This is a genomic window from Chamaesiphon sp. VAR_48_metabat_135_sub, assembly GCF_031418915.1.
Taxonomy (GTDB): Bacteria; Cyanobacteriota; Cyanobacteriia; order Cyanobacteriales; family Chamaesiphonaceae; genus Chamaesiphon.
Genome location: NZ_JANOJV010000275.1, coordinates 1 through 16,470 on the forward strand (window position 1 = coordinate 1; position 16,470 = coordinate 16,470).

The window sequence follows — 16,470 nt, forward strand, 5'->3', positions numbered from 1 at the left end:
GTCACGAATAAAACCGATCCAGACTGGGAGCCGATTATGAAAAAGGCGGGCGCGATCGTCACCAACCAGGGCGGGCGCACCTGTCACGCCGCGATTATTGCCAGAGAAATGGGGATTCCGGCGATCGTTGGTTGTAGTGATGCTACCAGTGCGATCGCCACAGGGCAAGCGGTCACAGTCTCCTGCGCCGAGGGGGACATCGGGCGAGTCTATGATGGCTTGTTGCCATTTGAAATCATCGAGACAGAATTGAGCCAATTACCGCCCACCCACACCCAAATCCTGATGAATGTCGGCAACCCAGATGAAGCTCTGGGATTGGCGGCGATTCCCTGCGATGGGGTCGGTTTAGCTAGGGTTGAGTTTATTATTGCCAACCAGATTAGAGTCCATCCGCTGGCATTACTCAACTTCGATCTGCTCACAGATGCCACTGTCAAACGGGAGATTGCCAAGCTGACGTTATTCTATCCCCACAAGCCAGACTTCTTTGTTGATAAACTCGCTCATGGAATCGCCACGATCGCCGCAGCATTCTATCCTCGCCCCGTCATCGTGCGGATGTCCGATTTTAAGAGCAATGAGTACGCCAATCTCCTCGGTGGTCGTCAATTTGAACCCCATGAAGAAAATCCGATGATTGGCTGGCGGGGAGCTTCGCGCTACTACGATCCTTTATATCGATCGGCCTTCGCGCTAGAGTGCCAAGCTTTGAAGCGGGTGCGAGCAGAGATGGGATTGATAAATATCATCCCAATGATTCCGTTTTGTCGAACCCCCGCAGAAGGTCGCTGTGTCTTAGCGGAAATGGCTGAAAACGGTCTGCAACAAGGCGATAGCGGGCTGGAAGTATACATGATGTGCGAAGTGCCCAGCAACGTCATCCTGGCTGCCGAATTTTGCCAGATCTTCGATGGGTTCTCGATCGGTTCTAACGATCTCACCCAGTTAACATTGGGACTCGATCGAGATTCGGCTCTAGTATCCCACATCTTCGACGAGCGCAATCCCGCAGTAATGGCGATGGTGAAAATGGCAATTGCCACAGTCAAAGCCAACGGGCGCAAGATCGGCATCTGCGGACAAGCTCCCAGTGACTATCCTGAATTCGCCCGCTTTCTGGTGGAACAAGGTATCGACTCGATTAGCCTCAATCCCGATTCGGCGATCGAAACTCGCCTAGAAATTGCGCGAGTGGAAGCTAGTATGTAGCGGAATACTCTTTGGATCTCTTCCACCGATCTAAATTAACTCATATAAAGTGGTGCGTTGCTGATAATTTCGATCGATCTCCAGAATCGCACCTTGTAAATCCGCCACTGTCTGAGCAGTACCGCCTTCGGCTCCAGCCATTGTGGTAATATGCTCCTCCATCAGCGTTCCTCCGAGATCGTTACATCCCCAAGTTAATGCAGTTTGCGCGCCCGCTAGACCCAACTTGACCCAACTGGGTTGATGATTGGGAATATAGTTACCCAGAAAAATTCGAGCGACAGCGGTTAGCAAGAGATTATCGGCTAATACTGGTTGGTCTCGTCCGACTCGACTGCGTAGAGGTGCGGGTGCGGATTGTCCGACAAAGGGGAGGATGATAAATTCGGTGATGCGGGCGGGCGATTTCAACGCGATTGCTTGCTGTTGAATCTGTTTTAACCGATCTAAATGAGCGATTTGTTGGCTGGGTGTCTCAATATGTCCAGCTAACATCGTACTAGTAGTCGGCATCCCCAATCGATGGGCAGTAGTCACGATTTTAATCCAGGTAGCACTATCGATTTTTTCGGGACAAATTATCCGCCGGATATTATCATCCAATACTTCCGCCGCTGTACCTGGCATTGAGCCGACTCCAGCTTGTTGGAGCGCGATAATTACATCTGCATAGCTCAACCCATCTTGACGCGCGATAAACTCGACTTCTTGGGGCGAAAAGGCGTGAAGGTGGAGTTGGGGGAAAGTGGTTTTGATGGCGGTGACTAACTCTACATAATAATCCAGCGATCGACCATTGATTTTTGCACCTGGATGTAATCCCCCTTGCATACAGATTTCCGTAGCTGACAGCGCAACTGCATCTGCTGCTTTGGCTAAGATCTGTTCGGTATTCAGCCAGAAAGCACCCTCTGTACCTTCATCGCGCCGAAACGCACAAAAACTGCAATGCTGCTCGCAAATGTTCGTAAAATTAATATTGCGATTGATAACATAGGTGACAATATCGCCGACTTGAATTTGACGCAACCTGTCGGCTGTTACCCGAATTCGATCGATAATATCTGGATGGGTTTGAGCGATCAGTATTAATGCATCTGCTGTGGAAATGTCGTTAACGTCTAAGGCTCGATCGAGAATGCCATCGACGACGTTAATGTCTGAAGCAGTTGATGAAGTGGTAATTTCAGACATATCGACCTGTGGAGTTACCTGTTCATTTTAGTTAATATCGATTTCACTTAACAACAGATTTTATTGCATTAATTAGATCTGCTTCAGAATATGGTTTGGTGATGTAGACATCGACACCTTGTTTTTGTGCCCAAAACCTGTCTAAATCTCGATCGCGTGCCGTACAAGCAATGACAGGAATTTGCTCGGTATCGGGATATACTTTTAACAGACGACAGAACTCAAAGCCATTGACTCCTTCCATTGTAATGTCTGTAACGATTACATCTGGCTTTTCCTTTGCAGCTAATTCCATTCCATCTGCTGCATTATTTGTAGAGATAACTTGATAATTATTCTGCTCTAAATAAATAGTTATTAAGTCTCTTTCCGACTGACTATCTTCGACGACTAAGATTTTCTTCACTTCTTTAATTTTTCAAATCTAGGACAGTAATAAAGCAGTTTCAGACTATTTTACATGGGGACATAATATACTAATAGTAAGATAGATCCCAAACAAAAAATAATTTCAGTCTAGCAACCTCCAACTAAAACCTCAAGTGGAGCTGGCATAAAACTACTTTAGCACACAGATCGAAACCTGATTAACTTACGAAACTCTTGAGGCTCTTTTATTGATTCCAGCGTTGGTTAGTGTAGAGTTAATAGTATTCAATATATATACTTTAGACTTGAATATTGTCAGTATGTTTCAGAGAATCGAGCACCAAAAACTAGGGTACTGATGAAGCGCACCCCCCGAAAATGGTATTTTATCGCTTTTTGTATTGCTGCGTTAAAAAATTACAAGCAATGAATGCTTGTTCAGATCGATCGAAATATAGTTTTGGAGCTAGATCTAACCATCTACCTCCCGACTAATCATCGCATTACCACCTACCTTGCTTGCCAACCAACTCAGAAATCCAACTACAAAAATGGCCGTAAACGTTGCAATAATCGCATAGGTGTACAGGGCAGATAGGGAAGCTGCTTCTCCCAAAAACTTCTTAAAGGTAGCCTTAATTGCGTCATTCCATGCGAGTGCGGCGACAAAACCCAGGGATGCAGATGCCAAGGTAATCATGGTTTGCAAGAGGGCGCGAATTGTCGTCAGCGAGCGCATTCGTAGATCGGTTTGTCTAGACATAATGTTCGATTGATAAAATTTGGTAATTTTAGTCTAGCCTAGCAGGGGCGAAATTTTTTCCAATCGGGAAAGATTCGGAGTATGCTACCATCATTTCCTCGATCTAGGTTCTCTGGTAGCCAGAATCTCGCCAGTGTTATCATCAAAGTACCATAATCTATCTCTTGCAAAAGTTTGGAGGTTTTATAACAATCTCTACCACACCTGATTCATCGATCTAGACTTGCCAGGTTTTGGACTAAGTATGTGTAGAATTTGATAGTTTAACTCGATCGAATGTAACGCCCTATTCTGCACCTTTTGAGAAAAATCGATCGATCGGTTATCTTAGAGATAGATGCCAACATCAAGCTACTCGATCGCGTTAAGTCCACGATCGAACTTCTTAAACCGTCCTCTCTCATATCCAAAGGATTCTGGTCTTCCCACTACAAACATACTGGATATCATCCCAATTTATAGGGAATAAAAGGAAAGTTTCTGTACGTAGATCTTGGTTGATTTATAATATTGTAAATATTTTGCGAAACATCGATCGATAGCTAAAACTTCTCAAGCACTCAATGATTTTATCTTTTCGTTCGCGAAGTATAATTTAGGTAATCAATCCTGCCACATCGGGTAATTTTTGCCCATATTTCTTCGCTATTTCTAACCACAGATCGCGAACGATCTTTAACTCATTGAGAGCATCCTCTAAGGTTTCTCCTTGAGCCAAACAGCCTTTCAATACTGGAATTTCGACAACATAGCCGCCTTCCTCACAGGAATAAGTTACAGTTGGATATTCCATTAGTCTTCTTCCTCTAGTTCTGTATCTGCTGACTCGATTAATTCCAAGACCTTTTGGACATAGATCGTTTTTACTTTATTGTTATGAATGGGAATCGCAAAGATTGTTTCCGCATATACAAAAACATGGTGACTGTCTGTAACTTTATCTAAGTAAAATCCTTCATATTCTAATAAATTACGAAGATCGGCAAACGTTGAATTTTGGGGACTATTCGTGAGCCGCTGAATCAGTTTTTCTCTTTTACCCATAGTCACCCCAGTTAAATTAATTCATTTTTAAAAACCAAGAATCATTCGTCGATTTCTTGGAGAATTAGCGAAATCTCATCATAATGAGCCTCTGCATAATCCCACGCATTTGCTAAATCTGTGGCTGTAAGCTGGGGATATATCTGAAGTAGATCTGCGTCGCTACAGCCGAGCTGTTTGGCATTTACTAGCTCCCAAACGGCGATTTGAGTATTAGTGATTTTTGCACTACCGCTAAAAATTGGTGGGGTTGGTGCGGTTCCCGCTGGGGTAGTCGCCAAACTTTGAGTTAATAATTGAATGATGTGTTCCTTTTGAGCAGGAGTTAGGGCGAGTAACTGGGATTCTAGGTCTGAGAGCGTCATAATTTAAGATAGCCTGAGATAATCCAAGTTGTTAGTCAAGATATAAGCACCGATCGACTTTTGTCTCCAACCCTTTTGCCAGAAACAGTTACGACTTACGACTTACAACTTACGACTTACCTTTATAGATTCTATTATGCCTTACAGCCATCTTGATGAGAGCAACGGACACAAATCATTTCAACTACCTGGCTCGCGCCCTCATTATAATCCCGATCGACCTGGACAGGTCGAGCATGTCAGTCTGGATTTGGTTCTGGACATTCCCAATCGCAGCTTTTCAGGGACTTGTGCGATTCGGCTCAATCCCGTGCGAAATGCGATCGAATCCTTGACGCTCGATGCTGTGGATCTGAAGATCGATCGAGTCGAAATTGATGGTACCGATTGCGAGTTTAATTATGATGGGGAACTATTACATATTCCAGTTAAAGTTAATGTAATTGCTGGCAAGATCTTAGATTTAATTATTCATTATGAAGTAGATAATCCGCAGCGTGGATTGTATTTTATTCAACCTGACGAACATTATCCTGATAAACCTACGCAGGTTTGGACACAGGGTGAAGATGAAGACTCGCGGTTTTGGTTTCCCTGTTTTGACTATCCTGGACAACTAGCAACTTCGGCAATTCGGGTACAGGTACCAAAGGATTTTATGGCTATTTCTAATGGTGAATTAGTCGAACAAACTACCTTTGGTGAAGATCGGGTTTATCAATGGATGCAGAAGGAGATTCATCCGACTTATTTAATGACTTTGGCGGTGGGACGGTTTGCTGAAATTGCTGACGAGTGGAATGGTAAACCTGTTACATATTATGTCGAAAAAGGATTTGAAGAATCAGCAAAGCTGAATATGGGTAAAACTCCGCAGATGATTGAGTTCTTTAGTGAGAAGTTTGGTTATCCTTATCCTTTCCCTAAATATGCTCAAGTTTGTGTTGCTGATTTCATCTTTGGGGGGATGGAAAATACTTCAACGACGCTATTGATGGATCGATGTTTGCTGGACGAACGGGCATCATTAGATAATTTTAATACTGAAAGTCTAGTTGCTCATGAATTGGCACATCAATGGTTCGGCGATCTAGTTGTAATTAAGCATTGGTCTCATGCTTGGATTAAGGAAGGGATGGCTTCTTATTGCGAGGTATTGTGGACCGAGCATGAATATGATAAGGATGAAGCGGCTTATTATCTATTAGGTGAAGCTCAAAGTTATCTAAGTGAAGATAGCAGCCGTTATCGCCGTCCAATTGTGACGAATATCTATCGAGAAGCGATCGAACTATACGATCGACACCTCTACGAAAAGGGCGCATGTGTCTATCATATGATTCGGACAGAATTAGGCGATGAATTGTTCGATCGATTCGTCCATACTTTCGTCAATGATAATGCTCACAAGACAGTGGAAACGATCGATCTGTTACGTGCGATCGATAAATCTACTGGACGTAATTTGGCGTTCCTCTTCGATCAATATGTCTATCGGGGCGGACATCCAGATTATAAGGTTGCTTATAGTTGGGATGGGGATAATAAATTAGCAAAACTTACGGTTACTCAAACTCAAGCTAAAGAAGGAATTCATACCCTCACAAATGACTTATTCGATCTGAAAATTCCGATTGGATTTGGATACGTCAAAGATGATATGGCTGATGTCAAAGTTACCAAAATTCGGATCTACGAAAAAGAACAAGTTCTCTACTTCCCCCTCGAAACAAAACCCGATTTCATCAGCTTTGATGTCGGTAATAACTATTTAAAAACCGTCACCCTCGAATATCCCCTACCTGAACTCAAAGCACAGCTCAAGTCTGACCCCGACCCAATCTCGCGGATTTATGCGACAGCAGCGATCTCTAAAAAAGGCAACCTCGAAGCCGTTACCGCTTTAACTGAATGCCTAGCAAATGAAGAATTCTGGGCTGTCCGACTCGAAGCCGCTCAACAATTGGCTAAAATCAAACTCGATATCTCCGCAACTAATCTGATCGCCGAAATCGGTGACGAAGATGCATTTGTCCGTCGGGCGATTGTCGATGAATTAGGTAACATCAAAACACCCCAAACCTACGCCGCAATTAAACAACTCGTTGAAACAGGCGATGCCAGCTATTACGTCGAAGCCGCCGCCTGTCGCGCTCTCGGTGGGATGACAACCGCCAGCCTCAAAGATAAGCAGGAAGAAGTAATTACCCTCCTCACTAACGTCCTAAATACCCGCGCTGGTTGGAATGAAGTTGTGCGTGCAGGTGCAATCGGCGGTTTAGCCAAAATGACCGATTCACCCATTGCTCTAAATACCGTTCTAGAGTACGTTAAACCTGGCGTACCTCAACCACTGCGTTTACCCTCAATTCGTGCCCTTGGCGCAATTTCTCAAGGTCAATCAGAGGCAAATCTGACAGTGATTATCGAGAAATTAGCCGAACTTTCTTGCGAGTCCTTCTTCCTAACTCAAGTATCAGTAGTCAACGCCTTGAGCCAGATGGAAACCGTCAAAGCGATCGGCGTATTGCAAGGATTAGCCAGTCAAAGTCCCGACGGACGAGTCAAACGGATGGCGGATGAAGGGGTGCAGAAGGTACAGAAGAAAATCGGTTCGGATAAAGCAGTGAAACAATTACGTGAGGAATTGGAAGAGGTCAAGAAAACGAATCAAGAATTGAAGAGTCGGTTGGAAAACTTAGAGGTCAAAAGCAAACAGTCAACAACAATAATTTGAGTCTCAAATTATTGCCACTTTCAATACCTTCGCCAGTGTTGATTGTAGTATTAGATCCATTGGTAATACCACGTTGACGGCCAGTGGCTGTCATCTTATCACCGCCAGTACCAATATCGATCGAGCCATTATTCTCAATCCCCGCACTGTCGTCGCTAGTGGTAGCACTACTAGTAATAGTATCGTTACCACTAAGGGTATTGGCATTACCAAATCTGACCATCTTGACAATCCCTAAGAGCAGAATCATTTCAGCTTCATTTGTAAGCGTTAGTGTAGAAAGATCTATTGCCATAGCCAGAAGCAGTATATTTTGATGCGTCGGTACTTGAATTTAACACTGATATAGTCTAGTTACTCAGCTCTTGACATCCTGTAATTCATAGAGTAAATTGAAAATACATACAGGTTTGCCAGCGAGTTTCCCATGTAGTCTTCTACCTCTCCACATTTAACTAGTAATTAATAGTTCTGAGCGACGATATTCAGCCTCCGCCATTTTCATGTGTGATTTTTCAGGCGAGTTTAAAATCCCGAATTAGAACCTTAATTACGACTTACAAGTTACCAGTTAAGACTTATATTGTTGCCTTGAGAGGGGAACTTCAAATGCTAATGCAAAAATATCCGAGAACTCCACATATTGAGGGTTCTAGAGAACAGCCTGGGGATGAAGATTTAGATAACGTACCATTTAGTGCGATTCAGCAAAGCCGACGCTCCGCGAACGCCAATGAGTATGTAGTAATAGAGGAAAAAGTTGACGGTGCAAATGCCGCAATTAGCTTTGATAAGCAAGGACAATTACTATTGCAAAGTCGCGGACATTATTTAACAGGTGGCCCTCGCGAACGCCATTTTAACTTATTTAAACAGTGGGCACATAGTCATTATGCTCCATTATGGGATACTTTAGGCGATCGATATATCTTGTATGGTGAATGGCTTTATGCCAAACATACAGTGTTTTACGATCGGTTACCGCATTATTTCTTAGAATACGATTTACTCGATCGATCGAGTGGTCAATTTCTCAGCACGGTAGCGCGACGAGAGTTGTTAAAAGGATTGGCTATAGCCTCTGTACCCGTGTTACTAGAGGGTAATTTACAGTCTCACAAACAGCTCGTTAGTCTCTTGCAACAGTCCCATTTTATTCAGACTGGACATATTGATAGACTGCGCGAACTTTGTCTAGAACAGGGTTTGAATGCAGATTTAGCAATTCAACAAACTAACCAAAGTTCGTTGATGGAAGGACTGTATATCAAGGTGGAAACGCCTGAGTTGACTATCGCTCGATACAAGTACGTTCGAGCGGACTTCTTGACGACAATTTTACAGTCTGAAAGTCACTGGCTAAATCGTCCGATTATTCCTAATCAATTGCTGGCTGGAGTTGATTTATTTGGGATGGATTAATCGCTAGAAAGTCAGACAATATTAGGATTAATTGAATTAAGTCCTGAATTGTAGCTGTAGGGTGGGCATTGCCCACCCTACAGCTACAGCTTTGCTATTTCCTCAAACCCATTGAAACAGACTTTTAATCTACTAGTCTAATTCAGTAGACTTGAGCCGTTAGATTTATCTACTGGCGATTGGAGATAAATCACAATAACTTAACAGTAAATAATATAGCTATGAATAATATAGCGATCGACAAAAACACAACCTGGACATTCCCCTATTGTCCAACCTCACCATATTTACCAATTAACTGGACAGAAATTCTAGTCCAATTCCCCTGTTTACAATCTCTAGCTAAATGCGAACAAAATCCAATCTATCATGCAGAAGGAAATGTCTGGATACATACTCAATTAGTCTGTGAAGCATTAGTTTTACTACCAGATTGGCAAGTAATGAATGTACGAGATCGATCGATCTTATTTACAGCCGCGTTATTCCACGATATTGCTAAACCAATGGCGACACAAGTTGCTGCGGATGGCAAAATTACCGCCAAGGAACATGTGAATTTAGGTGCTAAGATGGTGCGGAAAATTTTACAGAATTTGCATACACCATTTGCAATTCGGGAGACGATTGTGGCGATCGTTCGATATGAAAGTTTACCATTATGGTTTTGGAGTAAATCGCAACCATTACGATCGATTATTAAGGCTAGTCAATTAGTTCGATGTGATTGGTTAGCATTGATGGCAGAGGCTGATGTCAAAGGACGTATTTGTGCAGATCGAGAGAGACAGTTAGAAACGATCGAGTTTTTTAGAGAATTTTGTCAGGAGCATAATTGTCTCGATCGATCCTATCCTTTTGCTTCCAATTTAAGTCGATTTATTTACTTCCACAAAGAAGATGCAGATCCGACTTATGCCGCTTTTGATGATACTCGCTTGGAAGTTATTTTAATGAGTGGTTTACCTGGTACGGGTAAGGATTATTGGATCGAACACAATCATCCAGATCTACCAGTTGTATCCCTCGACAGATTACGAATCGAGATGAAAATTTTGCCTACAGATGAACAGGGAGAAATTATCCAAGCAGGTAGAGATCTGGCTAAAGGATATCTGCAATCTGAGACACCATTTATCTGGAATGCGACAAATATCGTCAAACCGATTCGATCTGGTTTGATTCGCTTATTTGCTGGCTATCGTGCACGAATTCGGATCGTTTATTTGGAAGTCCCAATCGATCGAGTATTGCAGCAAAATCGCAATCGCAAAGCTCAAGTTCCAAATAATGTAATTTATCGTTATCAAGATCGATTAGAAATCCCCGATCTTACAGAAGCTCATCAAGTAGATTATTTTGTCGATGTATGATGCGGCGAATTGGTGCGTTATGCTGCTTCGCGCTAACACACCCTACGAAAACTATTAATTCTCAATTCTCAATTAAAAAGTTGTGTCTAAGCAAAAAACAGAAAAACAAAAAATGGCGACGATTACGGAAGTGTATAGCAGAATTATCTGGGATACCAACCTCAATCGCAATATGTTTATCGCCGGATTTCACGAGCGAATATCTGATGCTGTCAGAGAGAAACCACTGGCGCAGTGGGATGATAATAGTGATATTCCTTGGCATCGGATTCGCTATATTCGTTGTGGTGAGACGATTGTTTGGGATCGAGAAAATCGGATAGATTTGATTTCAACCAACCAATTACCTGAGATTGCTTGGAAATCAGATATTGGCGGATCTAATCGAGCAGATTTAGCTGCTTTCATTGCTAATAATCAAGTTCAGTTTCAACCAAGAGATATTTATGCATACGATCTCGATGGATGGAAAGTATCTACAGGTGTGCTGAAGTCGATCGATCTAGATAATAATCTGACGATCGTTAGTTACAATATTTTGTCTAATCTCCACGATGCAGATAAAATTTACACAGATAAACGCTTGCCAGTTATCTTGGCAGAATTATCTAAAACAAATGCAGATATCATTGCACTCCAGGAAGTAACGCCAGAATCACTCGCATTTATTTTGGCGACGGATTGGGTAAAAGATTATTTTATTTCTGAATCTCCTAGTGGAAATAATGTCAAACCTTATGGCAATCTGTTAATGTCTCGTTGGGTATTTAATCTCATCGAATATCAGTTTTCAGGACACAAAAGAGTACTAATTGGCAATTGGAATATTAACAATCAATCTGTTCATCTGGCTAATATTCATCTCACTAGCGATCGAGGTGATAATGCTTTCCAAAAGCGAACACAGCAGTTAGCAACAGTTATCGGCTATCTCCAACAACAAGCGGGAGATCGATTTATTGTCGGTGATTTTAATACGCGCGGTGACGAGCAAGACGAAATTATTAATCATGGTAATTTTATCGACTTGTGGAAAAAGTTATATCCAGAGCAAGCTGGTTACACATTCGATCCGCCTACTAATCCTTTAGCAATGTTAATGAGTCTAGAAGGAAAACCCTCTAGACTCGATCGCATTTTATGGTGCTCAGATATAGAAAAGTATTATCAACCTAAATTGATGTATTTATTTGGTTGTAAATCTTTCATTAGTAACGATAAACAGCTTTATCCTTCCGATCATTTTGGAGTCTGTGGAGTTTTTAAAATCTCTCAAGCCACTCCAAATCATACTCCAGCCGCTCGTATAGATTTGACGACAATTGCGCCGGTATATGAAAGTATGCTGGCAATTATTCCACCTGAAGAACTATTTCCGCCAATTCAAGCAATTCGCCAACAATATGACTCCGCTAGGTTCGCCCGCATCCCACCGCATATTACCTTACTCTGTGGCTTTTTACCCGATCGATATTTTGAGGACGTGGTAGATATTATTGCGCCTATATTGGCTAAAATTCCACCATTTACTGTCACATTGGCCGATTTTCAGATATTTACTCATCATAAGACTGCAACCGCTTATTTGCACCCGATAGTTAAACCAGAAGGAGCATTGCACGAACTGCAAAATGTACTGTATCAGTTATTCCCCCAGTGTTACGAACAAAGTACCAAAACTATCGATGGATTTAATCCCCATTTGAGTGTCGGACAATTTGCCAATTTCAGCGAGGCTGAGGTAAAACTACCCCAATGGCATCCACTCAAGTTTACTGTCGATTCAGTGGCTTTGGTGAGCCGTCGTCGCGATGAACCTTGCGTTATTAGGCATATGGTTGGTGTCGGCAAACTTCTGCCTAAAGTTGTAGAAAGAGGGGAATTAGTAGATCTAATTGTCAAGCTGGAACCAGATTTAACAGATATCGAACGATCTCAAAGAGAAACAGTATTAGCTGTAGTCAAACAAGCTTGTACTGAATGTTTAGGATTTGAAGCATCTTTACATTTATTCGGTTCGGCGCGATTGGGGGTGGAAAATTCTGACAGCGACATCGATGTTGTCTGCTTGATTCCTGACTTTGTTTCTGGCAAGAGATTTCTGGTTCAAGTAGAAGATTCTTTGACAGGATTGTGCGATCGATCTCAAGTTATCCTCGATGCCAAATTCCCATTATTGCGGGTGCAGATTGAAGGTGTCTCACTAGATTTACTTTATACCCAAGTAGAAATATTTGATGGATGGGAAAATGTAGATATTCGCGATCTTAGCTCTCGAATCAAGAATACTAAATTTATCACCGGCTGTTGGGATGCAGATGTGACGATCGATTTAGTCCAGCAGCAGATACCACTCAATCGATTTCGACTACTATTAAGATCTGTCAGGGTATGGGCAAAATCTCGCAAAATACATGGAAATTCTTGGGGTTTTCTCGGTGGATTTTCTTGGTCTTTACTCTGTGCATATACCTGCATTAATTACAGTGCCAAAGATAAATCTGTTGAAGCATTAATAGCTCACTTTTTTCAGATATTGAGTAGTCATAATTGGCATCAAGTTATTTATTTAACGGATGCAGGTAAACAATACATGCCTCAATTACCTCAAGATCTATTACCAATCGTTTCCTCGATCGAACCCTGTAAAAATACAGCGCGAAATGTCACCCGTTCAACCGCTAAAATCTTGCAAAGTGAGTTTGTCAGAGGTGCGGAAATTTCAGCCCAAATACTTTTAGGTAAAGATGAATGGATGTCTTTATACGAACCAATTAACTTATTAGTAGGCTCGAATACTTTATTAACGATCGCCATAACCGATCTAGACAATGAAGAACTCCAAAAAAGTAGCAGCCTTTTGGAAGCTTATATAATTGGACTAGTAATCCAACTCGAACAACTCGATGTTTTTGTTCGCCCTAATCCAACATTTGAAAAAAATGGAAGCACGAAAAATTTTACATTATTTCTAAAAATACCTGCCAATTGTGAAATTATGTCGATCGATCGACTAACGCAAGATTTTATTACTCAGTTGAATGGAGTTGGTAGCAGCACCCAGATAACCCTGTCTCTAAACAGTACAACGTGATAAGTAGATAAAAATTATTGTCCGATCTGCTACCCTGAAGTTACTTGTTGATGATAAAATCGATTGAATGTAAAAGTTCGATTGATTCCCTCAATCTGAAGTTCTGCAATAAATATTTAAAATTTAATCGAAATTAATAATTTATTATGACTGAATCTATTGCTACACTAATTAACTCAGAGAATAAAGGCGATCGCATCACTGCCTTGAACATGGTGAGAGAACTCGAACCTACTATTGCTTTTGGCTATATCAAGCAATTGGTAACAGATAATAACACCCGCGTTCGATATGCTGCAGTGAGTCAATTGGCAACAATAGGATCTGTAGATCTGACTGAAAGTTTCACTATTTTACGCGATCGATTGATTGACGATCCAGAGCCAGATGTTCAAGCCGCAGCAGCAGATGCTATCGGCGCACTCAAGCTTACTGCCGCATTCGACGATCTCCAACATCTCTATGAAACTACGCCAGAGTGGTTGGTTCAGTTTAGTATTATTGCTGCTTTGGGTGAATTGGGAGAGCCGCGTGGGTTACAATTATTGCAAACCGCTCTAACAAATGAAACTACTCTGATTCAAACTGCAGCGATTGGCTCGATCGGTGAATTAGGCGATCCTGATGGTGTCGAAAGTATCATCCCATTTGTCACTCATCCTGATTGGCAAATTCGCTATCAACTCGCTCGCGCTCTGCGTAATTTAGGTGGTGAATTAGCCGCTCAAAATCTGGCGATTTTAGCAACTGATGATGTCGAACAAGTTGCTCTAGAAGCACAGGGAAATTAGTTAATTTTTGCGTTACTGTTACATCCCCGAATTCTTCTCGAAGAATTCGGGGATGTGTCCTCACCCTATCCAATATCCTAAAGATTTAACTCTGCTTCAAGATTCTCGATCGATTGAATCCCGCGTGGATCTCCGAGCTTGAGTAGAGCAGCTTTGGCATCGTCTCTGACACCGAGATCTGGATCTTCTTCTAATACTTGAATCAGCGCATCGACAGCAGTGGCATAGACAACATTAGACGGTAATTCTCGACACAATCGGCCTAATGACCAAGCACAATTACTGCGGACTGCTGCTAGTGGATCTTTAATTAAAGCTTCGATAATTGGGGGTACAGTGGCGATGACAGCCTCATAACTGAGATCTGCGGCTTGACCGAGGGAACTAGCCGCCCACAGCCGTACAGCCGGAATATCCACCTTGAGAGAGCGTAATAGCGGCTTGAGGGCGCGACGATCTCGACAGTTTCCCAATGCCCAAACAATGCCCTTACGAGCATAACCATTCCAATCTCGATCGAGTTGGTTAATTAGCGGTTCGACCGCATCAGGGCTGGGATTGCGTCCTAGGGCGTAGGCAGCCGAAACTCGCACCAGGGGGCAAGGATCGGTTAAGAGTCGAATCAAGTGGGGAATCGCCCGAGCATCTTGAATTTCGCAGAAAGCTCTAGCCGCCAGCATTCTCTGGGTAGTAATAGGATCGGAGAGTAATGGTAACATCTCCTCTGGATTGGGTCTGATGGGTTCTGGATTGGCATCCAACACAGCCAAAGTATCCAGATCGTCAAGAGGACTATCTAGATCCGTGTCATCCTCTAGGAAGTTTAGATCGTCTTCATAAACCATAATAGATACTCTAACCTACGCCCATCCCTGAAATTTAGCCCAAAATTCCACATCTGCCAACCAACCGATGTCGCGAACAGATATCGACTGGATTATTAATAGCATCGACAGTTGTCCAGTGGAGAGGCTCCGCTAACTACTGCTCATGGCATTATAGCAAAGTGGTGGTAGCCAGAACGATGTTCGTGGCCAAGACAATCGCCTCAAATGCGAACAATTGTGAGCTATGTAACAACTATCTAGTCATTCTTGGGTAAAATAAAGTTAGTGGTGCGACTTAAATCCTCTGTCAGTGCAGGGATTGGCATCAATATCGAGTTAAATATATTTATCACATGGAATCTAGTGCCCCGTCTGGCAAATCTAAAACCGAACCTCCTCCACATAGGTGGGGAGAATTCTGGGGAAGTGCGATCGCGATTTTTACGCTGATCTTACCTGTCGCTGCGATCGTTCACTACTCGCCAGCCAGTCGCGTCCAAGCTTTACCCGATTTACCAGCGACAGAGATACCCGAATGAGATAAAGACCGATTCGGACTCTAAACATCTACTAACCAATTCCCAATCCCTAGTAAAATGCAAGCAGGGGAATAAATATTCCCCAGTCTTTTTTGAATTGGAGAATTTTGCTTTGGACTTATCCCTCATTCCCGCTCAACCTAAATTCGGGATTATCAACGTTTTAATCGAAATTCCCGCTGGTAGTAAAAATAAGTACGAATTTGACAAAGATCTGAATGCAATGGCACTCGATCGAGTGTTGTCATCCTCTGTACACTATCCCTGCGACTACGGTTTTATCCCCAATACGCTCGGTAACGACGGCGATCCACTCGATGGCATGGTCATCATCGACGAACCTACTTTTCCTGGCTGCGTGATTGCCGCACGGCCGATTGGGATGCTAGAAATGATCGATGGTGGCGATCGAGATGAGAAAATTCTCTGCGTTGCTGATAAAGATCCTAACTATGCTCATGTAACATCGCTCAAAGATATTCCCCAACATCGCTTGGATGAAATCTCGGAATTTTTCAAGACATACAAGAATCTAGAGAAAAAAGTCACTGAAATCCTCGGCTGGAAAGATGTCGATGCTGTCATGCCTCTAGTTCAAGAATGTGTTGCGGCGGCTAAGAAATAGGCGGAGTGAAGGAGTTGGGGAGTTCGGGGGTTGGGGAGTTGGGGAGTAATTTTGTAAGGTCATAATAAATACTCCACACCCCCACACCCCCACACCCCCACACCCCCACACCCCC

The 16,470-nt window shown here is 42.7% G+C and carries 16 protein-coding genes; 8 read left to right on the top strand and 8 right to left on the bottom strand.

The window, feature by feature from the left end; all coding sequences use genetic code 11:
• On the top strand, nt 1-1,212 hold a 1,212-nt coding region (gene ppsA / locus RMO55_RS19355; protein WP_310429353.1), incomplete at its 5' end, for a phosphoenolpyruvate synthase.
• A gap of 30 nt (nt 1,213-1,242) precedes the next feature.
• On the opposite strand, the gene cofH is transcribed toward ppsA, so the two are convergent.
• The 6 genes from cofH to RMO55_RS19385 form a co-directional block, all read right to left on the bottom strand.
• On the bottom strand, nt 1,243-2,406 hold the full coding sequence (gene cofH, locus RMO55_RS19360; protein WP_310429355.1) for a 7,8-didemethyl-8-hydroxy-5-deazariboflavin synthase subunit CofH: 1,164 nt from the start codon (nt 2,404-2,406) through the stop codon (nt 1,243-1,245).
• A 43-nt stretch (nt 2,407-2,449) separates the two neighbouring features.
• Nucleotides 2,450-2,812, bottom strand: coding sequence for a response regulator (locus RMO55_RS19365; protein WP_310429357.1), 363 nt, complete (start codon nt 2,810-2,812; stop codon nt 2,450-2,452).
• Between the two features lie 435 nt (nt 2,813-3,247).
• Nucleotides 3,248-3,538 (bottom strand): DUF5654 family protein, encoded by a 291-nt coding sequence (locus tag RMO55_RS19370; protein WP_310429359.1) that lies wholly within the window; start codon nt 3,536-3,538, stop codon nt 3,248-3,250.
• A gap of 595 nt (nt 3,539-4,133) precedes the next feature.
• The gene (locus tag RMO55_RS19375) at nt 4,134-4,331 is read right to left on the bottom strand and encodes a type II toxin-antitoxin system HicB family antitoxin (RefSeq protein WP_310429362.1); all 198 of its coding nucleotides are present in this window, start codon (nt 4,329-4,331) and stop codon (nt 4,134-4,136) included.
• Nucleotides 4,331-4,582 carry a type II toxin-antitoxin system HicA family toxin gene (locus RMO55_RS19380; RefSeq protein WP_310429364.1) on the bottom strand — a complete coding sequence of 84 codons (252 nt, stop codon included), beginning with the start codon at nt 4,580-4,582 and terminating at the stop codon, nt 4,331-4,333. The genes RMO55_RS19375 and RMO55_RS19380 overlap by 1 nt, the downstream gene beginning before the upstream one ends.
• Before the next feature lie 41 nt (nt 4,583-4,623).
• Nucleotides 4,624-4,947, bottom strand: a complete 324-nt coding sequence (locus RMO55_RS19385) for a DUF433 domain-containing protein (protein WP_310429366.1) — start codon at nt 4,945-4,947, stop codon at nt 4,624-4,626.
• A 136-nt stretch (nt 4,948-5,083) separates the two neighbouring features.
• On the opposite strand from RMO55_RS19385, the gene RMO55_RS19390 reads away from it, so the two are divergent.
• A complete protein-coding gene (locus tag RMO55_RS19390) occupies nt 5,084-7,684 on the top strand; it encodes a M1 family metallopeptidase (RefSeq protein WP_310429368.1) in 2,601 nt (866 codons plus the stop codon).
• On the opposite strand, the gene RMO55_RS19395 is transcribed toward RMO55_RS19390, so the two are convergent.
• On the bottom strand, nt 7,653-7,979 hold the full coding sequence (locus RMO55_RS19395; protein WP_310429370.1) for a hypothetical protein: 327 nt from the start codon (nt 7,977-7,979) through the stop codon (nt 7,653-7,655). The genes RMO55_RS19390 and RMO55_RS19395 overlap by 32 nt on opposite strands.
• 314 nt (nt 7,980-8,293) lie before the next feature.
• On the opposite strand from RMO55_RS19395, the gene RMO55_RS19400 reads away from it, so the two are divergent.
• From RMO55_RS19400 to nblB, 4 genes are all read left to right on the top strand, one after another.
• Complete coding sequence (locus RMO55_RS19400) at nt 8,294-9,106, top strand: RNA ligase family protein (RefSeq protein WP_396134410.1); 813 nt, start codon at nt 8,294-8,296, stop codon at nt 9,104-9,106.
• A gap of 221 nt (nt 9,107-9,327) precedes the next feature.
• Nucleotides 9,328-10,479: an AAA family ATPase gene (locus tag RMO55_RS19405; protein WP_310429374.1), complete on the top strand. Its 1,152-nt coding sequence runs from the start codon at nt 9,328-9,330 to the stop codon at nt 10,477-10,479.
• An 82-nt stretch (nt 10,480-10,561) separates the two neighbouring features.
• Nucleotides 10,562-13,573: a poly(A) polymerase gene (locus RMO55_RS19410; RefSeq protein ID WP_310429376.1), complete on the top strand. Its 3,012-nt coding sequence runs from the start codon at nt 10,562-10,564 to the stop codon at nt 13,571-13,573.
• A 146-nt stretch (nt 13,574-13,719) separates the two neighbouring features.
• Entirely contained in the window at nt 13,720-14,364 is a 645-nt protein-coding gene (nblB, locus tag RMO55_RS19415) for a phycobilisome degradation protein NblB (protein WP_310429378.1), read from the top strand.
• A gap of 77 nt (nt 14,365-14,441) precedes the next feature.
• Here the strand turns inward: nblB and RMO55_RS19420 are convergent, their stop codons facing one another.
• On the bottom strand, nt 14,442-15,209 hold the full coding sequence (locus tag RMO55_RS19420) for a HEAT repeat domain-containing protein (RefSeq protein WP_310429380.1): 768 nt from the start codon (nt 15,207-15,209) through the stop codon (nt 14,442-14,444).
• Nucleotides 15,210-15,544: 335 nt separating this feature from the next.
• Between RMO55_RS19420 and RMO55_RS19425 the strand changes: the two genes are divergently transcribed.
• Nucleotides 15,545-15,730: a hypothetical protein gene (locus RMO55_RS19425; RefSeq protein ID WP_310429382.1), complete on the top strand. Its 186-nt coding sequence runs from the start codon at nt 15,545-15,547 to the stop codon at nt 15,728-15,730.
• Between the two features lie 112 nt (nt 15,731-15,842).
• Nucleotides 15,843-16,355, top strand: coding sequence for an inorganic diphosphatase (locus tag RMO55_RS19430; protein ID WP_310429384.1), 513 nt, complete (start codon nt 15,843-15,845; stop codon nt 16,353-16,355).
• Nucleotides 16,356-16,470: the final 115 nt, after the last annotated feature.

What these genes read in the sequence shown, in the direction of transcription:
- RMO55_RS19420 (WP_310429380.1), bottom strand. Translation starts at nt 15,209, where the DNA reads ATGGTTTATGAAGACGATCTAAACTTCCTAGAGGATGACACGGATCTA.
- RMO55_RS19400 (WP_396134410.1), top strand. Translation starts at nt 8,294, where the DNA reads ATGCTAATGCAAAAATATCCGAGAACTCCACATATTGAGGGTTCTAGA.
- RMO55_RS19370 (WP_310429359.1), bottom strand. Translation starts at nt 3,538, where the DNA reads ATGTCTAGACAAACCGATCTACGAATGCGCTCGCTGACGACAATTCGC.
- RMO55_RS19385 (WP_310429366.1), bottom strand. Translation starts at nt 4,947, where the DNA reads ATGACGCTCTCAGACCTAGAATCCCAGTTACTCGCCCTAACTCCTGCT.
- RMO55_RS19375 (WP_310429362.1), bottom strand. Translation starts at nt 4,331, where the DNA reads ATGGAATATCCAACTGTAACTTATTCCTGTGAGGAAGGCGGCTATGTT.
- RMO55_RS19395 (WP_310429370.1), bottom strand. Translation starts at nt 7,979, where the DNA reads ATGGCAATAGATCTTTCTACACTAACGCTTACAAATGAAGCTGAAATG.
- nblB (WP_310429378.1), top strand. Translation starts at nt 13,720, where the DNA reads ATGACTGAATCTATTGCTACACTAATTAACTCAGAGAATAAAGGCGAT.
- cofH (WP_310429355.1), bottom strand. Translation starts at nt 2,406, where the DNA reads ATGTCTGAAATTACCACTTCATCAACTGCTTCAGACATTAACGTCGTC.
- RMO55_RS19405 (WP_310429374.1), top strand. Translation starts at nt 9,328, where the DNA reads ATGAATAATATAGCGATCGACAAAAACACAACCTGGACATTCCCCTAT.
- RMO55_RS19390 (WP_310429368.1), top strand. Translation starts at nt 5,084, where the DNA reads ATGCCTTACAGCCATCTTGATGAGAGCAACGGACACAAATCATTTCAA.
- RMO55_RS19425 (WP_310429382.1), top strand. Translation starts at nt 15,545, where the DNA reads ATGGAATCTAGTGCCCCGTCTGGCAAATCTAAAACCGAACCTCCTCCA.
- RMO55_RS19380 (WP_310429364.1), bottom strand. Translation starts at nt 4,582, where the DNA reads ATGGGTAAAAGAGAAAAACTGATTCAGCGGCTCACGAATAGTCCCCAA.